We start from the raw sequence: 21,628 nt of genomic DNA, 5'->3' as shown, positions 1-21,628 counted from the left end.
TGCTTTGACGGGGAAAATCAGGCGGAAACCTGGCGGGTACCCTGCCTGGCGCTTTGTGTCATGATTTCCACGCTGGCATGAGTGGCGCGTCTCCAGGACGCCACCGAAGTTCCAACCGCCAAGAACACAGTCGGGCCCGGGTCCGTCGACCCGCGCTCCGGCAAGGGGGTCGAGCGTGCTGTTGCGGATCAACCTGATACTGCTTGTCGCCTTCGCGCTCGGCATGGTCGCGATCTCGATGCTCGTGACATCGACCTTGCAGGAAAACGCGACGCGCGAAGTGCTTGCCCAGGCCGGTTTGATGATCGACAGCGCGTCGGCGATCCGCTCCTACACCGAGACCGAGATCGGGCCGTTGCTCGACGACAAGATGGTCAGCGCGTTCCGCCCGCAGAGCGTGCCGTTCTATGCCGCCACGCAGAACTTCCTCACGCTGCACAAAGAGCACCCCGACTACTCCTACAAGGAAGCGACGCTCAACCCGACCAATCCACGCGACCGCGCGACGGATTGGGAGGCGGACATCGTGCAGGGCTTCCGTAACGACGGCGCCGCCCGGCAAGTGAGCGGAACACGCGACACCCCGATGGGCAAAACCCTTTACCTGGCGCGCCCGATCCGTGTCGATGCCGGCTGCCTGGGTTGTCACAGCCTGCCTTCGGCGGCACCCGCAACGATGCTCGCACGCTATGGCAGCGACAACGGTTTTGGCTGGCAGCCCAACGAGGTCGTCGGCGCGCAAATCGTCTCGGTGCCGTACGCCAGTGCCGAGTCGAACGCCGGGCGTGTCCGCCGCGACGTGCTGGTTGCCATCGCCGCGATGCTCATCAGCGTACTACTGGTCGTCAACGCCTCGCTCTATGTGCTGGTCATCCGCCCGGTGCGCCGGATCGCGCGGATCGCCGACCAGGTGAGCCTCGGCGATACATCAGCCGAGGAGTTCCCGAGTGGCGGCGGCCCTGAAGTGGCGGCGTTGGCGGCCGCCTTTGACCGCATGCGCAAGAGCCTGGACAAGGCGTTGCGGATGCTGGGTGGCTGAGCCATGGCACACGACCTGTTCGTCAGCTATTCGCAGCCGGATCGGGAAGCTGCGTTCGCGCTCGTGCAGCGCGTGGAGGCGCGCGGCATCGGCGTATGGATCGCGCCGCGCGACGTATCGCCGGCCGCCGACTGGGCCGCCGAAATCATCGATGCGATTTCCAGTGCACGCCTCATGGTTCTGGTCTTCTCCGGCAGCAGCAACGACTCGGGCCAAGTGCGGCGCGAGGTAGAGCGGGCCGTGCACAAGCAGTTGCCGATTCTTCCATTTCGGATCGAGGACGTGCTGCCATCCAAGAGCCTGGAATACTTCCTCAGCGCACAACACTGGATGGATGCGTTCCCGCCACCCCTCGGACCGCACATCGAGCGCCTGTGCGATTACCTCGATACAGCCCTCGGCGGGCATGGCGCCCGCGGCCTCCCCACCGAACAGCGGCCAGTGCAGGCCACCGGGCCAGTCGATACCACGCATCCGGCCGGCGTCGATGCGGCACACTTGCGCCGGCTGGAGGCAGAACTTGCCAAACGCATCGGGCCCGTGGCCGGACACCTCGTACGTCGGGCAGCGCAGGGCGGCGGTGACTTGGATGCGCTTGCGCGGCGCCTCGCACCGGAAATCGACGGTGAGCCGGAACGCCGGATCTTCCTTGAAGCCTGTTGGCGGATCGGCAAGGACAAATAGCGGGCAGGGCGATCGTGCATGCCCCGGCCGGGCGCCACACGCGTTGCGTCATGTTGGTCAAACCGAACGGCCGTGACATGGTCACTGAGGACGGCGGGGTGGCGCTCGAAAGCTCAGGCGTGAGAATGGCAACCTCGCATGGTCGTGCCCCCCCTTTATGGGTGGGGGGCGACTAGGTCACCGGTTGATAGGTTCGTCGGGTGCCGTGCGGAAGAGCCGTTATGAAGAACCTATTGATCTGCCTCAGCCTCCTTCCACCGGCTGCTTGCATGTCCACATCGCCCATCATCGCGGCGGGTCACGGCATCTAGCCACCAGTATCTGTTGCAGTGGAGTGATGGCTACATTCATGAGAGATAGCATGCAATCCAACACCAGTGGCAAGGCTCCCAAGGCGCTGCGCGTGGCTGTCCTGGAGGACGATCCCGACTTGCGGGAGGCCATTCTCCTACCCGGCCTGCGCGATTTTGGCTTCGACGTTTCTGGCGCCGGCACGGCGGCAGAGCTGTATCGGCATATGCTGAAGAACACCTTCGACATGGTGGTGCTCGATATCGGCTTGCCCGACGAGGACGGCCTTAGCGTGGTTCGCCACCTGCAAGAGTTGCCCGACCTTGGCATCGTGATGCTTACGGGCAACCATTCACGCAATGATCGGGTCCGCGCGCTCCGCGATGGTGCTGACGCTTACCTGGCCAAACCTGCCGATATCGAAGTGCTGGCGGCCACGCTGCACAGCCTTTCCCGCCGGATGCGGGGGCGCACCGCGCCGGAGGTGGCGTTCGAGAAACCGGCGAACGCCAATGCGCGCTGGCATCTGGATACCGATGGATGGTGCCTGGTCTCACCCAGGGGCGAAGTCATCGCCCTTGGCGCGCCCGAGCGCATCCTGCTCAACACGCTGATTGCAGCGGCCGGCGCACCGGTTGAGCGAGAGGCGCTGATTGCCTCGCTCACCAAGGATGTCTACAACTTCGATCCACATCGGCTGGATATGCTGATCCATCGCCTGCGCCGGAAGATAAGCAAGTGCACCAACGAGGCCGTGCCGCTACTCACAGCGCGCGGCAGTGGTTACGTTTTCGTGGCGGAGATGCAGCACTGAGCGCCACCATTTGGCCCAGTCCATCGATCCCGCCGTGGTAATTCAGCCGTCCACTTCTCAGCACGAGTGAAGGCGACAAGCGCTCAGACCGACAGGTCAGATTCCGTGTGTGGCGTGTCCGCGCGGGGTAGGCGGACGCGGAATTGAGTACCTTGGCCGGGCGAACTCTCAACGTCGATGCAGCCACCGGCCTCCACGACCAGATCCTTCACCACGGCCAGCCCAAGCCCGGTGCCGCTGCCGGCCGGCTTCGTGGTGTAGAAGGCGTCGAACATGCGTGATTTCACTTCGTCCGACATGCCGTGTCCGCTATCGATCAGCGTGACCTCGATACTTTCGGCAGGGCGTTGCTTAGATGGGCAAGCACCCAGCTGAAAGTGTCCGCCTTCGGGCATCGCATCGCGGGCGTTGGCTGCCATGCTGAGGATCACCAGTTCGAACTGCGAACGGTCGAAGCGAATAGGCGTAGGCCCTTCGCTCACCGCCAGACTTACCCGTACGTTGGCCTCGAACAGTTGGCAGACCATGGGCAGTAGCTCGCGCAGCGCTTCGTCGGCGTTGAAGACTTCCAGTTCGGTGGCCTCCTCACGGCTGAAACTGAGCAGGCGACTGGTAACCGCCAAGCCTCGTCGGGCCGCCATTTCCACACCTTGCAGGGCGTTTAGCAAGGCCTCCGGCCCACTATCGGCGAGCCGCTCGCGGCGCTGCGCATAACCCAGGATCACCCCGAGCACGTTGGAGAAATCGTGAGCCACGCCACCGGCGACCCGCCCTACCGTCTCCAGCTTTTGGGCATGGATCAACAACTGCTGGGCACGGGCACGGTCTTCCATCTCGCGGTACAGCCGCTCGTTCGTCACCTGCAGCATCCGCCCGCGCGCATTGGACTCGGCCAGGCTCTCGCGTAGCGCAGCGCTTGTGCGATCGAGCACGACGGCCACAACGACGTAGCCAATCGCCATCGATACTTTCTTGCCGAAGTTCCATGCCACGGCACCTTGCCCTGCTTGCGTAATGGCATCCGACACGATGCCAATGGCGAACACCACCATCAACACTGCAAACACTGTCCATAGCGCACGCCGGCCAAGGAGCAGCCCGCTCATACCGAGCAGAAGCAGTGGGAACGGATCGTTCGACAGCCGCTCCAGGCCGAGCAGCGCATAGGCGCACATGGCCGAAAAGAGCATCACCCCAAGATACGACTTGATGGCCAGCCGGAAGCGGCCGACGCGGACAAGGTAAAGGCACACCCAGGCCGTAATCATGATCAGCACGTCGGTGAGAACGTCCACGGCCAGGGCTGGCAAGGTCATGCTGTGCCGGAACGAAGCAAAACTCAGGTGGATCACCTGGTCGATAGGCACCAGGAAACCCATGCCAATAAGCAGCAGCTGCACGAAAGGTGCATTGCGTCGGTCCACGGGATCCGTCACGGGAACCCGCGCCAGCCATTCGCCTATGGCACGCCAAGCCTTTTTGATCACTATGCCCCCCAACCGCGATCTATCGCCTGACAGTTGTCGCATGAGCTCGCGCCGTGAGCAACTGCAATGTTGCGTGAGATTCAGAAATTCACGGAAATATCCCGTGGAAAAGTGTGCGTGACTCCACAGTCGACATAGCCAATTCTCTTCGCAAGACGATTGCAGGACGCTAGGCATTTCGACGTCCATACACCGCCGAACGGCAATGGGGATTGCCACGGGCGGGGGTTGCAACGCCATGCGAACTTGACCGACGGCAATCGCCGGTCATCGCATCAGCACTAAACGGGGGGGCTTTACGTGAACAGGATTTACCACCGGCCTGGAGCAAATCGCTCCGGCGGATCGGTGTTGCCTCTGAACTGACTGAGCTCGATGGCAAGGGTCTGGCTGTCGGCGCGGGGAGGCGCGGGTAAGCGCGGGTTAGCGGACGGATTCGACGGGTGTGTCGCGTCCGCCATGGTCTCGTCAGCCATGAGCGCGTTCCGCTCGCTCCGCCAGATGTTGATGTTTGAACTTTGCGTACGCGCCTGATGGCGCATATCAGAAACGAGCCATCCGCCAGCGAGAGTCGCGGCGGGGGCCTTCCATCTTTTTTGGGGATTAAAGATGTTTAGTCGCATACAAAAGCTGAAATCCGGTGTCGAGTCCTGCAACAAGGCGCTGTTGCCCATGGCCCTGGCCCTGGCGCTGAGCCCGATGAATGGCCATGCCGCCACCGCGTGGGGTACTACCGGGACGCATGCCGCCTTGCTGAAAGCCCAGTCGACTTCGGCCGCCACCGCCAGCTACGTGATCAACGCGCACGGAAGGCCCAAGGTGCAGGCGCAGGTCTCGCCGCTTGCCAGCACCCAGGTGCTGCACGTGGCCGTGAGCCTCAACCTGCGTAACGTCGCCCAGCTGCAGGCCTTCAACAAGAGCGTGAACACGCGGGGCAGCGCTAATTACCACCAATTCCTCACCCCGGACCAGTTCAAGGCGGCCTACGCGCCGACCGACGCGCAAGTGCAGTCCGTCGTGACGCACATGCAGCAGTCGGGTTTCACCAACATCACGGTGTCGCCGAACAATACGCTGGTGTTCGCGGACGGCAATGCCGCCACCGTGGGCACGGCGTTCAACGCGACGATGAAGTCCTACACCGAGAACGGCAAGCTACGCTTCGGCAACGACAGCGACGCCATGGTGCCGCAGGCGTTGAGCGGCATCGTCGGTTCGGTGACCGGCCTGCAGAACGTCAGCGTGAAGCATCCGCTCAGCCACATCGGCGCGCAGCTTTCCTCGGTGGCCGGGACGGGCACGCAGTCCGGCACGCAGTCTGGCCCGACCACGGTGCTGCACCCGCCGACGCAGTTCCCGCTGATCTACGACGCCGGGACCACGCCGACCGCGTACAACACCACGGTGGGCATCATCACCTGGGGCGACCTGACCCAGACGCTGGCCGACCTGAATACGATGACGACGGTGAACGGCATGAATCCGGTCAACGTCAAGGTGGTGCCGGTGACGCTTGCGGGCGCGAAGGACTTCTCCGATGACCCCGGCGGTGACGGCGAGTGGAATCTGGATTCGCAGACCATCACCGGCACGTCCGGCGGCGTCAAGCAGCTCGTGTTCTACACGGCGGCCAATGGCCTCCCTGGCAGTGGTGACGCTGAGCTGACCAACGCCGGCATTGCGGCCGCCTACAACAAGGCGGTGACGGATAACATCGCCAAGGTCATCAACGTGTCGCTGGGCGAAGGCGAGATCTCGGCCAACCAGTCGGGCGACCAGGCGGTGGATGACAAGATCTTTGCCCAGGCCGTGGCGCAGGGGCAGACCTTCTCGGTCTCTTCCGGTGACCAGGGCGTGTACACCGAGAGCGGTGGCGAATTCGAAACCAATGCTGGCGTGGTGCTGCCGGCACCGTTCAGCATCAGCACCTATGTGGCGAGTGAGCCGGCCACGTCGCCGAATGTCATCGCCGTGGGTGGCACGGAGGTGACCACCAATGGCACCGCATGGGCGGGCGAAGTCACCTGGAATGACGGCATTGCGGATGCCGGCGACGGCAACAACCGCATCTGGGCCACCGGTGGCGGCCCGAGCGCGTTCGAAGCGGCACCTGCATGGCAGGCTACCGCGCTGGGCGCGACCAAGCGCCAGGTACCGGACATCGCCTTCGACGCATCGTCGGTCACCGGCGCCGTGATCTATATCGGCGGCCAGAGGTACGGGGTCGGCGGCACCAGCCTCGCTTCGCCGATTTTCGTAGGCACGTTTGCGCGCGCACAGACCTACGCGAACAACTCGATCGGCTTCCCGGCCAGCTATATGTATCGGGATTTTCCGAACAACCCGGCCGTGCTGCATGACGTGACCTCGGGCAACAACGGTGTGTATTACTCCGGCACGACCTATGGCTACAACGCCGCAGCGGGCTGGGACTACACCACCGGCTTCGGCTCGCTCGACATCAGCGCCTTCAACCTGCTGGCCTATACCTGGGGCGACGGCACCCCGCCGTCCGGCGTTGCGCCGCCGCCGGTGGTCACCGCGCTGACCAACAACGTCGCGGTCACCACGCAGGGCACACCCGGTGTGGCACAGCAGTTCACCTTCGTGGTGCTGGCGCCCGGGACCTCTCTGACCTTCCGCACGAGCGGTGGTACGGGTGACATCACGTTGTTTGAAAAGCTCAATAGTGCTGCCAGCGCGTCGTCCTACGACCATGTGTCGGCACACCCGGGCACCAATACCGAATCGATCACGATCCGAGCGCCGGCGGCGGGTACCTACTATCTGACGATCACCGGCGGAAATGCGGTGTTCAGCGGAGTCAGTGTGCTGGGCAGCGTGCAGTAAGCGACCGGGCACTTGCCCTAACGGCCAGGAGCCCGGCTACGGCCGGGCTCCATCGGCAGGGGACATTTCTTCCAACGTGAGTGGCTTCTGGAAGCCGCGATGGGAAGGCGCGTCCGCGGGAAACGGCCGGTGTTGCCTTCTCATCTCATTCATGGGCGTCACGACGTCCGCTATCCGATGCATGACGTGCCCTGTCGCGAATCGCCGACGAGCCCGCACACGCACTGCGGATCCAACATTCCGGGAAAATCAATGAACAAGATTCACAGCAAGATCTGGAGCAAGTCGCTGGGTACAACCATTGTTGCCAGCGAGTTTGCCAAGGCCAATGGCAAGGGCGGCAGCGCCAAGCGCATGCGCGCCGGCGTGGCGGCGCTGTCGCTGGCCATGGGCATGACACTGTTGGCGACGTCCGTGACGTCCGCGCTGGCCGCCGACAATACGACCCCGCCAACAACACAGCGGGCGATGCCGCAGACCTCCGTGCCGGCGCCCAGCTCCAGCACGGCCATCTACTTCTCTGCCGACGGTGCAGGTGACGGTAGCGACAACGCCCTGTCTCTGGGCACCAACAGCACGGCTGGTGGTGCGCTGAGCTCGGCGTTTGGCACCGAAAGCACGGCCCTTGGCTACAACAGCGTGGCCAATGACGACTACAGCACGGCCGTGGGCGGCAACTCGCAGGCGATCGGCGTCGGCTCGTCGGCCATCGGCCATAGCGCCTTCACTGGCGCCGACTACGCGACCGCGATCGGCTACGGCGCGGGTGCCACGAACGTCAACACGATCGCCGTAGGCGCCAACGCGCAGGCTACCGGCCGCAGCAGCGTGGCGATGGGTGGAGTCGCGGTGGACGCCAGTGGCAACCCGGAGATTTACGACGCCTCCGGCAACCCGCAGGCGGCGGCCGCCTCGGGTGCTCTGGCCACGGCCATCGGCGCCAGTGCGGTGGCTTCGGGCCATGGCTCCATCGCCCTTGGCGTAGCGACCACTGCGATCGGTGCAAACGCCGTCGCCATCGGCACCGACGCCGCTGCCACCGGCGATTACAGCATGGCCATGGGGCCTTCGGCGCTGGCACAGGGCACCGCCGGCACGGCCATGGGGTATGCGGCGCAGGCACAAGGCACCGCCAGCACGGCCTTGGGTGTTGAGGCGCAGGCACTAGGCACCGGAAGCGTCGCCAACGGCTATCAGGCCGTAGCAGCAAGTGGTGCGTCCGTGGCTATCGGCATGACCTCCACTGTCACCGGTGTACAGGCGATCGGCATCGGCTATCAATCGATTGCCGCGGGTGACCAGTCAGTTGCGCTGGGTGGCTATGCCATGACTTATGGTGGCATGTCCACCGCGCTCGGGTACAACGCAGTCACCCAGTCAGGGTTGTCGGTCGCCGTTGGCGGCCAAGCAATGACCGGTAGTAGAGATACCGTCGCCGTGGGTGTGTTGGCCACCGTGTTGGGCACTTGGTCTACCGGCGTTGGTTACAACGTGAGTGCCAATGGCACCAATGCAACCGCTATCGGTAACTGGGCGACGATCGCTGGGTACGTTGACACCTCGAACATCCAGCACTACTACAACTCCGGTACGGCGATTGGTTCCAACGCCGCGGTAGCGCAAAACGGCGTCGCGATGGGTTACGGCGCTACGGCAGGTAAAAATGACGTGGCGCTCGGAACGTCCGCATCCATCTATAATTACTCGGCCTTTAATACCAACCCAACTGCGCCACAGAACTTTATGCCGAGCAACTCCGTGGCGATCGGCTACAGCGCGAGCGTGAAGACTCCGACCGGGGCGACCACGCAGGTCACCAACGCGATCGCGCTTGGCACCAGTGCGCTCGCCACCGCCAACAACGCGGTCGCGCTGGGTGCCAATGCGCGGGCCTATACCCCAAACACCGTATCGGTGGGTAATGACGGCACCACGGGTGGCGCCAAGTTCACCAGCAGCATCACCAACGTGACCGCCGGCCAGCTCAGCGCAACCAGTACCGATGCGGTGAACGGTTCGCAGCTGTATGCGACCAACCAGACCCTCAGCAACGCGGTCATGTACACCGACGGCACCCATACCAGCGTGACCCTGGGTGGCGGCGTGACGCCCGTGAAGTTGACCAACGTTGCGGCCGGCACTCAGGCCACCGACGCGGTGAATTTCAGCCAGCTCACGTCGACGCTCGCCTCGGGCATGTCGCAGGTCAGCGCCATGGCGGTGAACTACGCCGCGGCGGACATGGCCAACGTCAGCCTGGGGGGAGCCAACGGTACGACGATCCACAACGTCGCCGCCGGTGTAGCCAATGCTGACGCGGTGAACATGGGCCAGCTCAACACGCTTGGCAATTCGTTGAACAGCTCGATCAACGCGCTGACCACGCTGGAAAACCAGGACGCGCTGGCGATCAGCACGCTCAACGGCGCGATGACGACCCTGCAGCAGAGCGGTGGGATGATGCCGAATACGATCGCAGTGGATGGCAGCGGCAGCGCATCCGTGCAGGCCAACTCGGGCGATGTGGCGATCGGCGACAGCGCCAAGACCGGTGGCGCGATGGGCACCGCCATCGGTGGCAGCAGCTACGCCGCGGGCCCGAACGACACCGCGCTCGGCGGTAACGCCAAGGTGAATGCGGATGGCAGCACGGCCGTCGGTGCCAACACGGTCATCGCCGCGACGGCGACCAATGCCGTGGCCGTCGGTGAAAGCGCATCCGTAACAGCACCCTCGGGTACGGCCATCGGCCAAGCTGCGTCGGTGACGGCCGCCAATGCCGTGGCCCTGGGCCAGGGTTCGGTTGCCGATGTCGCCAACACGGTGTCGGTCGGTTCGGCCACCAACCAGCGTCAGATCACCAATGTCGCCGCCGGCGTGAATACCACCGATGCCGCCAACGTCGGCCAAGTCAACTCAGCGCTGGCAGCGGCCAAGACCTATACCGACGTCAACGCACAGCAGACGCTGTCAGCGGCCAAGGCCTATACCGATGCCGCGGTGAGCAATGTGCACTCGTTGCAGAACCAGATGAACGACCAGTTCCGGCAGGTTGATAAGCGCATCAATGAAGACGGCGCGATGAGTGCTGCATCGACCCAGATGGCGATCAATGCGGCCGGCGCCACCGGTAACGGTCGCCTTGCAGCAGGCGTCGGTGAACAGTCGGGACGCTCGGCGATCTCGGTGGGCTATGCCGCACCGCTGGGTAACCGCATGCACGTCAGCGTGGGTGCCACGGCCAGCGGTTCAGAGACGTCCGTGGGTGCCGGCTTCGGCGTGGATCTGTAAATAACTGCATGGGAAATGCGGCCGATATGGCATGACTGTGCCGGCCCGTTTTTCGAACAGCGAAATGGACGATGTTGTCCGCACCCGGCGATCTGGCAGTTCATCTCCAGATCGTTGTCCATGAAAGTCAGAACGGCCCCGTGCAAGCGGGGCCGTTTTTTTGGCTCGAAGACCGTGGTCAGCGTGACCGCGGAGCCGCAAGAGGAAGCGGGCGCCGTCGCTCCCTTTGTTGCGGGCGCATCTGTGTAGGACACAGCGGATCGACGGATAAGCGCTGGCGGCGATCCGTGTAGGGCAAAGCCCTGCATTGGGGTAAGGCGTCACCAAGGTGCGGTGCACCGCCCAACCGGCCGATGCACCGCGGGGACGATCACAAGGACACGCTTACCCGTTCATCGCTCGCTCGTCGCTTAGCTGCTTGGCGTACTGCTCCAGGCACTGAATCGCCACGGCTACTCCGTCCTTGAAAAGCGTTGGGAGTGGCCATGTTAGGGGCTGGGCATGGGGATGCTTTGCCTTCGCCTTTCGATACTGCTCGTCCTCAAACCACAGTCGCGAAAGCGCGTAGTGCGCCAGCGCAACGTCGTCGAAGGTCGTGCCACGTAGCGAGGGTGCCTGTGGACGATGAGCCGGTAGACCGGCAGCGGGCGAGTCGGTGAACGGGTCACCCAAGGAAAGAAAAGACAGGTGTGCGGGTGCCGTATGATCGTGGACAGCCATGATCAACTCGTGTGCCAAGAACGCGTAGCTCTGTAAGAGCTAGCGATGCTTTATCGAAGATGAGGGAAGGCCCCTCGCGGTCAACGTACAGGCGTGGATCGCAAACCCCTCCAAGCTGCGCGAGTCAAGAGCTCGGGTGGTGAGCGTTGGAGTTAAAGGCGTGGACAACCACGTCAGGTGTGGATTACCGAGACGAACGCAAGTGAATCGCTGTCGACGTGTCGAAAAATGGTTAGACGTTGCCGAAACCGTGCTGATGAGTTGCAGCGCGCGACCCAAGATCAGGGGGCGACCTGCCTACCGCCTGATTGGCAACCGGCATGAAGGCGACGTGACGGTAATCCAGGCTTTGATAAGGAACTTGGGAACCTGTCGTGCCGATGCGAAGGGAGAACCTCAAGGGGAAGGCCTCCCCAAGAGGGTGAGTACCGATGCGGCGCACAGGGGCGGAAATGCCCGTAGTAGGGAGGAAGGTGCCGTAATGGCACTGGACCGAAGGGGCATTGTTATCCCGGTTGGACTTAGCGAACAACTCGCAAGAGGAGGATTTGCATGAGCCTGGCCAAACCCTTTGTTATTTCCAAGCGGGAAGTGTGGGAGGCATACCAGCAGGTCAAGGCGAACCAGGGTGCGGCCGGTGTGGACGGCCAAACGTTGAAACAGTTTGCACAGAATGAGAACAATCATCTGTACAAGCTGTGGAACCGAATGAGCTCGGGAAGCTACCGACCGCAACCGGTGCGACGAGTGGACATACCCAAGAAGGGCGGGACAACGCGTCCCCTAGGCATACCCACCGTCGTGGACCGGATTGCTCAAACGGTGGTCAAACGGGCTCTGGAACCCACGTTCGAAGCCATCTTCGATCGTGATTCCTTTGGCTATCGCCCCGGTCGCTCAGCCCATCAAGCGTTAGCGGTGGCGCGTCGGCGCTGCTGGGAACGCGACTGGGTCCTGGACCTGGACATCCGGGGGTTCTTCGACACCATTGACCATCGATTACTGATACATGCAGTACGCAAGCACACCCAGTGTGCCTGGGTGCTGTTATATATCGAGCGATGGTTGGCCATGCCGGTCCAGATGCCCGATGGCAATCAGGTCGTCAGTACGGGTCGGGGAACACCGCAAGGGGCGGTTATCAGCCCACTGCTAGCTAACCTGTTTCTGCACTATGTGTTTGATCGGTGGATGCGGGAGTCTCATCCAGGCATCACCTTCGAACGCTATGCCGATGACATCGTTTGTCACTGCCGAAGCGAGCAGGAAGCGAAAGCACTCAGGCAGTCCATTGAGGATCGGCTGGCCCGCTGCAAGTTGGCACTGCACCCGGAGAAGACGAAGGTTGTCTATTGCAAAGATGCCAATCGGAAGAGCATCTATGTCAGCTGCTCTTTTGATTTTCTTGGCTACGAGTTTCGGCCAAGAGAAGCGCGGAATCGGCGAGGGCAATTTTTCACCAACTTCACACCCGCGATCAGTGCCAAGGCCGCACGTGCGATGCGGCAGACCGTCCGCGGATGGGCGATACATCGACGCAGCGATTTGGGCTTCCAACAAATCGTGGACTGGCTAAGTCCTGTGTTACGGGGATGGGTGCAGTATTACGGCCACTTCCACCGCTCTGCACTAAACAAAGCCATGTTCACCATCGATCGCTATCTCGTGCGTTGGGCGTTACGGAAATACAAACGACTGAAGAGACACTGGAGCCGTGGGTGGCAATGGTTGAATGGCATCAAGCAACGTCAACCCAACCTCCTGCCACACTGGATCTTCGGTGAGGGTGGATGACAAGAGCCGGATGACGGGAGACTGTCACGTCCGGTTCCGTGAGAGCCTGTGGGGGAAGTTCCCGTGGGCTACTCGACCCAGGTAGTTGGTGATGGTTAGCGGGTCGTAGGTGTTCTAGCACCTGCGGCCCGCGCCTCATGACATTGCTGCCATGGTCACTCGCGTTGCCCCGAATCAAAGAACGCCGCGAGTGACAGGCCGAAAGTAGCAAAGGCCAACGTTACTGCCTGTCAGGGATTGCCGTCGCGGCGCCTCCGTTCGGGTGACATGGCTGTTGTCGTCCTCGGACTTCGTTGCGGATTCAACCGGTCGTTGCAACATCCATGGGCTGCGTCAGCAGGAGGGACAACAGGCTTGTGGCGTAAAACAACATTTGGCGGCGCCCGCAAAGCAGGGAATAGCCACCCACCACGGCCGATGCGATACGCGGCGAGTCCCATGCTTCTACTGAAAGTAAGCGTGGCCGAACTGCAAGATCCGTCCGCGTATCGATTCAACTTTCCGGAATGGTTGCAGCAGCGAATGGCGCGAGCAAGGTCCAACCAAGATTCGCATAAAGCTTGCGGCCGTCTCCTGTCGCGACCAGAAGCTGCGGACTTGCAGGGGATTTTCTCGCCGTTCCAAGAGCCGTCATCACCGCGACACCCAATCCTTTCCGCCGGTGATCCTGCGCAGTTTCGATGCGATCGTAAATGAAGACATCTGCCGTTTCTGCCGCGCATCCGCTGGCGGCCAGATCGCCATCCGGCGCGATGATGCGAGCTCGGGTGACAGGCCCGGCTCGATGAAACTCCATCCTGTACCCATGCGGCAGAGGCTTGGTATCGAGGGTTGCCACGGCGGCCAGCATAAAATAGTTCGCTGGCTGAACCTCCCAGCGAGCTGGCAGTGCGTTTCGCAGCTCCTCGTCAGAGCCGCACAGCTTCAAGTAATGTCGTGGAGCCGTAATCTCATGTCCGATGGCGCGCAACCCATCACATAGCTGTGGGAATACCCAGCGTTTTACTTCCTTCTCCGAGTGGGTATCTACCCGGAAGCCCCCGCGATCGTGAACAGGGGGCGGGGAGCTCCGAGCGATGGAATGCGCTGCTTGCCAGGCGAAAACGAGCTTTGGATCGACGCAGGAAATGGTCATAGCTGATCGTATGTGGTGCTCAGATGAGGGCGCATTGTCCGGCGACTACACGTGCTGTGCCATGTTGACGCTCAGCCGCGACGTCTCCATGATTTTTTGACTAGAGCATTGCCTTGTCTCAGAAGCTAAGACGACGGCTATAGGGCAGGGCGAAGGGATTGCATAAGCAAATCACGCAAAGCAGGGCTTGACGAGTAACTTTGAGATGCTGTTAGACCACAAGTACAGCAGCACACAAAGGGCTCCAAGTATCAGGTAATCCATTCCTTTCTCCCGATCGCAGGGAGCCAATAGACGTCCGATGTACGGATTAGTTGATTCCACTGATTGGCCAGGTCTTCTTTGGGTCGAAAACGGGCGGTCCGAGCTTGCCCAATGAAGAGCGTGGCTGCAAGGTCTACCATCGGCCAATGGCCACCGCAGCTGCGGAGCGCGGACCGAGGAGGCCCGCTGCATGGCGCTTCTTTCATCCGGGGCCTCGTGAGCGCAATCCATACATCACACCAAGTAAGTTACGCCTGAGGAAGTGGAACCCGCCTTCTATCCACCGAGGAAAGCTCATGATCTGTCGCATATGGCATGGCCTTACATCTCGGGAGAACGCTGAAGCGTATGCGTCATTTCTCGAACAACGTGCGATTCCAGACTATCGCTCCGTTGAGGGGAACATCGATGTCCAAGTACTGCGTCGAGACGATGGAGAGGTCACGCACTTCTTGACGGTGACGCACTGGGACTCGGAGGAGTCGATTCGTCGTTTTGCCGGCGATGACATTCTGAAGGCTAACTACTACCCCGAAGACACCGACTTTCTCCTCGAATTCGAGCCGGATGTTCAGCATTTCTACGTCGTTGCCAGCCGATCGAAGGACGGCTGAAGCCCCTAACTTTCAAAGCTCGATGGTGCGGTCATCGCCGGGGTTTTGGTGTGAATGACCGGCACGGGTCGCAAGCGCTCGCTAATAGTCGATCGCCTCGATTGGCCGAAGCGCAAGATCCGGATAGTCGGCGACCAGTTGCCAATGGATATTTGCTCCATCTTTGGAGCGCCACTATGTACCGCCTGGTCGGGATCTTTCTCCTCATGCTCCTTGCAAGAGCCCATGCCGATTGCGAACTCCCATATGCACCAAGAGAAGTCCGCGCTGTAGCACTTAACTTTCATCAGCGCCTTGAGGCACGGGATGCGAAGCAGGGACGTAACGCAGCGAACGACAAAAAAGCAAAATGCCTGCTCCGGGCTGCGGATTCAGCCGGTGGCTGCAACACACTAAAGACTGCGCGAGCGGCAAGGCCCGCAAACCATGATTCCAATCGGAGCAGATCATTGACCCGTCAGTTGCCTCCCATCGTGTCAATTCGATGGGGCTGCATTTTCGATTCGCACAAGATCCGTGACGACCCCGTTGGAGAACTCCTCCCGCACCATAAAGCGGGGGCTTTCCTTGCTGGCGAAGACCCTAAAATGCTCGATGCCATTTGCTTTGTGAATGCGGTAGTCGATGGCATAGGACACGAAGTCGCCGGCGGGAACGTGAACATCGATTAGGGCTCCAACGTCTGCCTGGACATGGCTGATGCCGCCTTTCGGGTCATACACGTTGAATTCGAAATGTCGGCCGACTTCGAGGTCGTTGGCGATCACTGCCGCCCAATCGATACGCTGATCAACGGTATCCGCCGGTATGGGATCGTTTACGTAGGACTTCTTCGCAGCTTCGTTCGATGACCTTGACACAACGAATCCCGTTGCCTTGCCTGCTTGATAGATGATGTCGAAGATAGGCGCGACTTCACTTCCATTGAGGAAAGAGAGGGCCGCGGATTTTGGCTGAAATCGCTTGGACGCCACGGTAGTCCATCGCTGGCTGTGAAAACCCAGGAAACCTGACGTGAACGTGGCGAGGTTTGAAAATTCGTATTCGCTTTCGTTGCCTAGGCGCCTAATCACGATGCGTGAGCTACCGACGACAGAACCGTCGTCTTGGTTTCGATCTTGGTAGGCGAAAAGTCCAGTCTTAAGCCGGGTGGCGTCCGAACCGAAATCAGCAGGCGAGTTTTGAGCAAGTGCGACCCAAGGGGAAAAGACGCAAAACGCCGCAAGCATCAGGGTACCAAGACTAAGTATCCGCATAATCTCTTCTCTCTAGTGCCGAAGCTTCGTATGGGTAGGCTCAGCCGCTTGGGTGCTCATCGAGCACAAATCAAGTCAAGCTCTCTACTGACCTGTGTCCGCTAGGCGAAGCGGCCTTCACAACGCTTAGATGCTTCGTGCGCCCCCCCTGAAAGCACGTGATTGAATTTGAGGACTTGTCCGCCACTGCGGATTCAGCCGGTCGTTGCAACACACTAAAGACTGCGCGAGCAGCGGGAGTGTTGCAACGACCGGCTGAATCCGCAGGTGGCTCAGGACGCCGACAGCTTTTCGTAGGTCGGATCGATGTGTTTCAGGAACGTTTTCACTTGCGCATTGATATAGGGGTTTGCCACGCCGCCGTTTTGGTCGATGACCGCCTTGTCCTTGAACGACATCGTCTTCAACAAATGCCCGGTCTCCGCATCGAATACCTGGACGGACGCGGCATAACTGATCATCAACGGCATGCTTCCGCCACCCAAGGGGTTTGATGGCGCGGATAGATCCGGCACGAATCGCACCGTAAGGCGATAAGGCACCGACCGCTCCGCCGCGGGAGAAGGCGTCCCGGCGCTAAAGGCTTGATCGTCGGGCATGACTGTATCCAGCTTGACGTGGCGTGCGCCCGCCCAGCGATCGAATGCGCGCTCAACAATGGAACAATCGACCGTGTTACTCGTGCATGCCAGGTAGGCATGGAAGTGAGGCATATCGTTCGCGCCAAACAACTGCGCGCCAGCACCGCTGGTTGCGGGCGTACTGGCGCAGCCAGTCAACAGCGATGTAGCAAAGAAAACGCCCATCAACGTGAGATTGCGCATGACTTCTCCTTAGTTAGCTTGCACCTCTACGGTGGCCCTATGAGTCAAGACGTAAATGACTATAGAAATCCAGTGAGGACGGCGGGTACTTCTACATGTCTGGGCCAGACGAGTCAGATGAGCACGACTGCGTCGTCGTACCTATGGACTGAAGGAACGAGTGATCCACATCACTGATTTAGGCCGCGCGGCAAAATAGGTCCATGACCCTCGAAGCTGCATCCAGTGCTCCGAGGGTGAGGCAGGTGCGGCATCACCCGCGTTGCTCAGGGATGGCCCTGGCTGGCGCTATCCGTCGACGTACTGTTGTCTTTGGTGGCCTCGCCATCCTTGCTCTTGACCGGGGCGAGGTCACCCACCTGGACCGTACCCGTGCTCGCGCTGAATTTTGGATCGTAGGGATTGTCGGTCGAGCGAAGCTGTTGATAGGCCACGGCGCCGTCAGTCTGGCGAACACCCGCAACTTCGCCGGGGTTGGTGCTGACATGGCCGCCATCATGAACGTCGTAGTTTGGCGAATTCATATGATTGGCGCTGCCTGCGACGCCGCCGACTTCCACGTGGGCGGCCGATGAACCGACGCGTGAACCCGTCGCGGTGTTGCGGGCCTCCAGCCAACGCGCCTTGGCGCGGGGAAGCGCGGCGGCATCGCCATAGGTGGGCAACAGCTGGCGCCAGATCTCGTTGGCCTTGGCGAATTGCTCCGGCGTCAGGTTCGCATAGACCAGCTGGCGAGCCCGCACGTATTGCGCTTCGTCGCGCTCGGCGGCCAGCGCCATCCAGGCCATGGCCTGCGGCAGATCCACCGCCGTGCCCTGGCCACTGAGGTACATCACGCCGAGGTTGTACTCCGCCGGTTTGTACGCCCACGAGGCGGCTACCTTGTACATTGCGATGGCATGCGAAAAGTCGCGCTTGGTGACCGCTTGAACACCGAGATGGAAGTAGTACTCGCCGGGCTTACCGTCGCTAGTCGGGGTATTGAAGGCACCCGACTCGTCATTCGACTGATCGGCGGTCGGGTCGTGAAACGCAATCGCCTTGGTCGACGGCTTGGCATCGACGGGGATGGTCGGCAGTGACGGGTCGGTAGCGGTTTGGGCGCGGGCGGCTGAGACCCCGAGCCCTGCGAAAAGACAAAACGAACAGAACGTCACTAGCTTCGGAAGAGCCATGGCGCTGCCTTTGATTGTCTGAGGATGGGGTGGAAACCAAGCTATCGCCTTTGCCGAGTCTCGTGCAACACAGCGACGGGGGTCATTTCGGCCAACCGTTGACTACGTCCGCTCCGGGTTGCGGACTCAACCGGTCGTTGCAACACTCCCGCCGCTCGCGCAGTTTTTAGTGTGTTGCAACGACCGGTTGAATTCGCAGTCGGAAGCAGACCTTACTCTGCTTTCGCGACGAGACCGAATAGTGCGCTCTGTCGCAATTTTTCTTGGGGCCTCAACTCTCATCGGGCTGGGATTCGTCCATGCCGACCTCGGCAGCTGATGCGACACGTCGCATGCGCCGCTCGGCGAACCGCTCCACCACGGCCGCGACTAGAAACACAGCCGCCAGCCAGTACACGTGTAGGGTCCAGCAAAGCATGGTCGCCCATAGCGTAGTGAGCGAAAGATCGTGGAGCAGCCAGGCCTTGGCGCGCGCAGGCAAAAGATCCGGCGCCAGCCGAGCCACGAAGGCTGCATAGGCCCACGCTGCCGTGAGGCAGAGCTGGATCATCAGCATCGTCAACGCGTACGGCTCGAAGCCCCCCGAGGAAAAGCCGTAGACCCTCACCTCGCTGACAGGTAACTCGTTCGGTAATTCGACGAGACTGCCTCCCGCGACCAGGTTCCGGATCACGACGGGCACAAGAGCGACCAAGCTCAGCAGGACCATCGTGAGTACGGTGAGCGCGGCGTCTATGTGGCGCAGCTGCGCCATGGCTCGGCGATGCTGGTACCAGACGCGGGCGACCAGGTAGAAGCTGAAGAAATAGACCAGCAGCGGCACACCCCAGGCGCCAAGCATCGAGAGCCCAGGTCTGGACTCCGGCCGGAGCTCAAGGGCGGATAGCGTCAGTGCGATGGCGAACACCCCGTCGGCGAGTACGACCAAGCGGTCGAAATGGCGCTGATGGACATGGTGCTGGCGCACAGGATGCTCGTGCGCGGTCGGTGCGTCGGTCGGGTTCATGTTCCCTCCTTGCTCACGCGCCCAGCATAGCGCCGGTACGCCCGGCGGGCGGCATCAACCAACACGGTGGTCGGAGTGCGCTTTTTACTGTCATGTCTTCAAGAACATGAGCTCTGGCCCATGAGTCAGCTTTGGGTCGGAAGCAGACCTTGCGAGATTGCCGAGTCGCTGGGTTGCCCGCAAGGTCCTCGACAGGCAAAAGTCGACGCCCCGCGGCGCAGCGAACGTTGGTCATTGCGCCGTAACCTGGCCACATGGAGGTGGCGGTCGGGCCGGGATGGCATTAACTACTAAAGTTATAGTTGACAAGCGACCCTCGCCGGGATCCTAATAACTATAAGACTAGTAGATAGGCAGGTGCCCAGATGAAAGTTTCGTTGACGGACCGGGAAGCCGACGTCATCCAGGTGTTGTGGGATCACGGCCCATCGCTGGTGGCCGAAGTCCGCGAGCGCCTGAAGGACGACCTCGCGTACACGACTGTGCTCACGGTGCTCCGGACCCTTGAGGCCAAGGGATACGTCAACCATGACGAAGAGGGCCGAGGGCACCGCTATTTCGCCAGCATCAAGCAGCAGACGGCGCAAAAGAGCGCACTACAACACCTGACCAATAAGTTCTTCAACGGCTCCGCCGAGCTGCTGCTGACGCATCTGGTGTCCGACCAGAAGCTCAGCCCCGAGCAAATGGCGCGCATGCGGAAACTGTTGGCCGAGAGGCTGGGCAAGGAGAAGTCCTGATGCTCCCCTGGATGGTCTATGCGGCGCTTGTCACCGTTTTTCTGAGCATGGCGGCTTTGCTTGGCGAATATGCGGCGAAGCAGCGCCAGCGGGCAACGCGCGGAGCCTGGTTGACCGCCATGATCTTGTCACTACTTCTGCCCTTGACCATCGCCTTTGCTTCGATCCGGGTCCCGGTGATCTTCCACGCCGTCATGCCGGCGACAACGCTAGCGCTGCGGGGCGCGACGTCGATACCCATACCCGCCGGAATGCTCGCCTGGGATGCCATGGCACAGCACGCGTCGACCGCCCACACCCTCGACTCAGCGGTGGCGGGGATCTGGCTGACTCTGTCCGTCCTCTTGCTCGGCATATTCGCCATCACCACAGCATCGTTGCACCGACAAAAGCGTCACTGGAAAGAGGGAAGCCTTTGCAACGCCACGGTGCTGTTCTCACCCAACGTCGGCCCAGCAGTGGTTGGCATCTTTCAGCCTCATATTGTCGTGCCGACATGGCTCGCCCGGACGCCCGACGCGCAGCAGCTTCATGTCATCGCACACGAAAGCTCTCATCTGCGGGCACGCGACCCGCAGCTACTCGCACTGGCCATGGCGCTGGTCGTGCTCATGCCATGGAACGTGATGCTGTGGTGGCAGTTCCACCGGCTACGGCGCGCGGTCGAGGTCGACTGTGACGCCCGCGTCCTGCGGGGCGGCGGCGATCTTCACGAATACTGCGAAACCCTTATTGAAGTAGGGCAGTACCGCTCGACAACTATCGGCGTAGCCGCTGGTATGTCGGAATCCGTGTCGTTTCTCGAACAGAGGATCAAGCTTATGCTCCTGAAACCGAAGAAGTGGGCGCGCGCATGGGCCGTCGGCCTTGCCTGTCTTTCCCTGGGCGTGGTGGCCGTTGCTGCACAGGTCACGCCACCCGACGCTAACCAAAAGAGCGCTGAGAAAGCAGTGACCTTGAGTCCGGGCGTACTGGACGGGTACGCGGGCTACTACAAGGTCAGCGACCTGTCGGTCATCACCATTACGCGCAACGCCGACCATCTGGTGCTTCGCATGAACGGCCAGGTCGCCCTCAAGGGGCCTGTAGACCTCTATCCTCGTAACAACAGGGAGTTCTTCGTCCCGAGCATGAATGCCTCGGTCGATTTTCTCCAAAACGTCGAAGGCGTTACGAAGGCACTCGTGGGCAGCATCGAAGGTCACGTTGCCGTGAGGGCGAATCGCGTAGATGAGGCAGTGGCCACTCATATCAACAAGGCGCTGGCCAACCGGATTGCCGACCAGAAACCGTTCCCCGGTAGCGAAAAAGCACTTCAGCTTTTGCTTAGCGACCCCGAAGACATCAAGGGTCTAAGTCCCGAGCTTGCACAGATCAGGAAAGAACAAAAACCGGATCGACAGAAATATTTAGACAGGCTTGGGCCCGTCCAGTCCTACAAGTTTGGCGGTGTTACCGACTTCGGTTGGGACCGCTATGTTGTAGAGCGCCGCAACGGCGCAGAAACTGTTTACTTGCTGGTCGATGGCAACGGTTCGATCGTCAGCGCGTACCGCCACCCGGTGAGTGGTTGAACTCAGGGGCCACATGGCCGCGGCCGAGATTGGTCAAGCAATCTCGGCTTGTGCCTTTGCAGCAGGAATA

General features: G+C 61.2%; 16 protein-coding genes. 9 read left to right on the top strand and 7 right to left on the bottom strand.

What is annotated here, in order from left to right:
* Positions 1-175 precede the first annotated feature (175 nt).
* From ACT01B_RS20065 to ACT01B_RS20055, 3 genes are all read left to right on the top strand, one after another.
* Positions 176-1,039 (top strand): c-type heme family protein, encoded by an 864-nt coding sequence (locus ACT01B_RS20065; RefSeq protein WP_445144966.1) that lies wholly within the window; start codon positions 176-178, stop codon positions 1,037-1,039.
* A 3-nt stretch (positions 1,040-1,042) separates the two neighbouring features.
* Positions 1,043-1,723, top strand: a complete 681-nt coding sequence (locus ACT01B_RS20060) for a toll/interleukin-1 receptor domain-containing protein (protein ID WP_445144965.1) — start codon at positions 1,043-1,045, stop codon at positions 1,721-1,723.
* Positions 1,724-2,084: 361 nt separating this feature from the next.
* Complete coding sequence (locus ACT01B_RS20055; RefSeq protein ID WP_445144964.1) at positions 2,085-2,828, top strand: response regulator transcription factor; 744 nt, start codon at positions 2,085-2,087, stop codon at positions 2,826-2,828.
* A gap of 83 nt (positions 2,829-2,911) precedes the next feature.
* On the opposite strand, the gene ACT01B_RS20050 is transcribed toward ACT01B_RS20055, so the two are convergent.
* Positions 2,912-4,264 carry a sensor histidine kinase gene (locus tag ACT01B_RS20050; protein WP_445144963.1) on the bottom strand — a complete coding sequence of 451 codons (1,353 nt, stop codon included), beginning with the start codon at positions 4,262-4,264 and terminating at the stop codon, positions 2,912-2,914.
* A gap of 660 nt (positions 4,265-4,924) precedes the next feature.
* Here ACT01B_RS20050 and ACT01B_RS20045 point away from each other — a divergent pair.
* Both ACT01B_RS20045 and ACT01B_RS20040 read left to right on the top strand, forming a co-directional pair.
* Positions 4,925-7,165, top strand: a complete 2,241-nt coding sequence (locus tag ACT01B_RS20045) for a protease pro-enzyme activation domain-containing protein (RefSeq protein ID WP_445144962.1) — start codon at positions 4,925-4,927, stop codon at positions 7,163-7,165.
* 252 nt (positions 7,166-7,417) lie between these two features.
* Positions 7,418-10,456, top strand: coding sequence for an ESPR-type extended signal peptide-containing protein (locus tag ACT01B_RS20040; RefSeq protein WP_445144961.1), 3,039 nt, complete (start codon positions 7,418-7,420; stop codon positions 10,454-10,456).
* Positions 10,457-10,840: 384 nt separating this feature from the next.
* Here the strand turns inward: ACT01B_RS20040 and ACT01B_RS20035 are convergent, their stop codons facing one another.
* On the bottom strand, positions 10,841-11,176 hold the full coding sequence (locus tag ACT01B_RS20035; protein ID WP_445144960.1) for a hypothetical protein: 336 nt from the start codon (positions 11,174-11,176) through the stop codon (positions 10,841-10,843).
* Positions 11,177-11,728: 552 nt separating this feature from the next.
* Between ACT01B_RS20035 and ltrA the strand changes: the two genes are divergently transcribed.
* Positions 11,729-12,970 (top strand): group II intron reverse transcriptase/maturase, encoded by a 1,242-nt coding sequence (ltrA, locus tag ACT01B_RS20030; protein WP_445143493.1) that lies wholly within the window; start codon positions 11,729-11,731, stop codon positions 12,968-12,970.
* Positions 12,971-13,463: 493 nt separating this feature from the next.
* Here ltrA and ACT01B_RS20025 read toward each other — a convergent pair whose 3' ends face one another.
* Positions 13,464-14,105, bottom strand: a complete 642-nt coding sequence (locus ACT01B_RS20025) for a hypothetical protein (protein WP_445144959.1) — start codon at positions 14,103-14,105, stop codon at positions 13,464-13,466.
* Positions 14,106-14,665: 560 nt separating this feature from the next.
* On the opposite strand from ACT01B_RS20025, the gene ACT01B_RS20020 reads away from it, so the two are divergent.
* Complete coding sequence (locus tag ACT01B_RS20020) at positions 14,666-14,983, top strand: antibiotic biosynthesis monooxygenase family protein (RefSeq protein WP_445144958.1); 318 nt, start codon at positions 14,666-14,668, stop codon at positions 14,981-14,983.
* Positions 14,984-15,459: 476 nt separating this feature from the next.
* On the opposite strand, the gene ACT01B_RS20015 is transcribed toward ACT01B_RS20020, so the two are convergent.
* The 4 genes from ACT01B_RS20015 to ACT01B_RS20000 all read right to left on the bottom strand — a co-directional run bounded on the left by ACT01B_RS20015 (position 15,460) and on the right by ACT01B_RS20000 (position 19,244).
* Positions 15,460-16,212: a hypothetical protein gene (locus ACT01B_RS20015; RefSeq protein WP_445144957.1), complete on the bottom strand. Its 753-nt coding sequence runs from the start codon at positions 16,210-16,212 to the stop codon at positions 15,460-15,462.
* 299 nt (positions 16,213-16,511) lie between these two features.
* Positions 16,512-17,063 (bottom strand): hypothetical protein, encoded by a 552-nt coding sequence (locus tag ACT01B_RS20010; RefSeq protein ID WP_445144956.1) that lies wholly within the window; start codon positions 17,061-17,063, stop codon positions 16,512-16,514.
* A gap of 266 nt (positions 17,064-17,329) precedes the next feature.
* Complete coding sequence (locus ACT01B_RS20005) at positions 17,330-18,238, bottom strand: tetratricopeptide repeat protein (RefSeq protein WP_445144955.1); 909 nt, start codon at positions 18,236-18,238, stop codon at positions 17,330-17,332.
* Between the two features lie 271 nt (positions 18,239-18,509).
* Complete coding sequence (locus ACT01B_RS20000; RefSeq protein ID WP_445144954.1) at positions 18,510-19,244, bottom strand: TMEM175 family protein; 735 nt, start codon at positions 19,242-19,244, stop codon at positions 18,510-18,512.
* A 365-nt stretch (positions 19,245-19,609) separates the two neighbouring features.
* Here ACT01B_RS20000 and ACT01B_RS19995 point away from each other — a divergent pair, with 365 nt between their 5' ends.
* Both ACT01B_RS19995 and ACT01B_RS19990 read left to right on the top strand, forming a co-directional pair.
* Positions 19,610-19,984: a BlaI/MecI/CopY family transcriptional regulator gene (locus tag ACT01B_RS19995; RefSeq protein WP_445144953.1), complete on the top strand. Its 375-nt coding sequence runs from the start codon at positions 19,610-19,612 to the stop codon at positions 19,982-19,984.
* Positions 19,984-21,558 (top strand): M56 family metallopeptidase, encoded by a 1,575-nt coding sequence (locus ACT01B_RS19990; protein ID WP_445144952.1) that lies wholly within the window; start codon positions 19,984-19,986, stop codon positions 21,556-21,558. Before ACT01B_RS19995 ends, ACT01B_RS19990 begins: the two co-directional genes overlap by 1 nt.
* Positions 21,559-21,628 lie beyond the last annotated feature (70 nt).

Source organism: Dyella sp. Tek66A03, from assembly GCF_052567735.1.
Note: the sequence above shows the minus strand (reverse complement) of the source record. Positions and strands in the feature narration are given on the sequence as shown.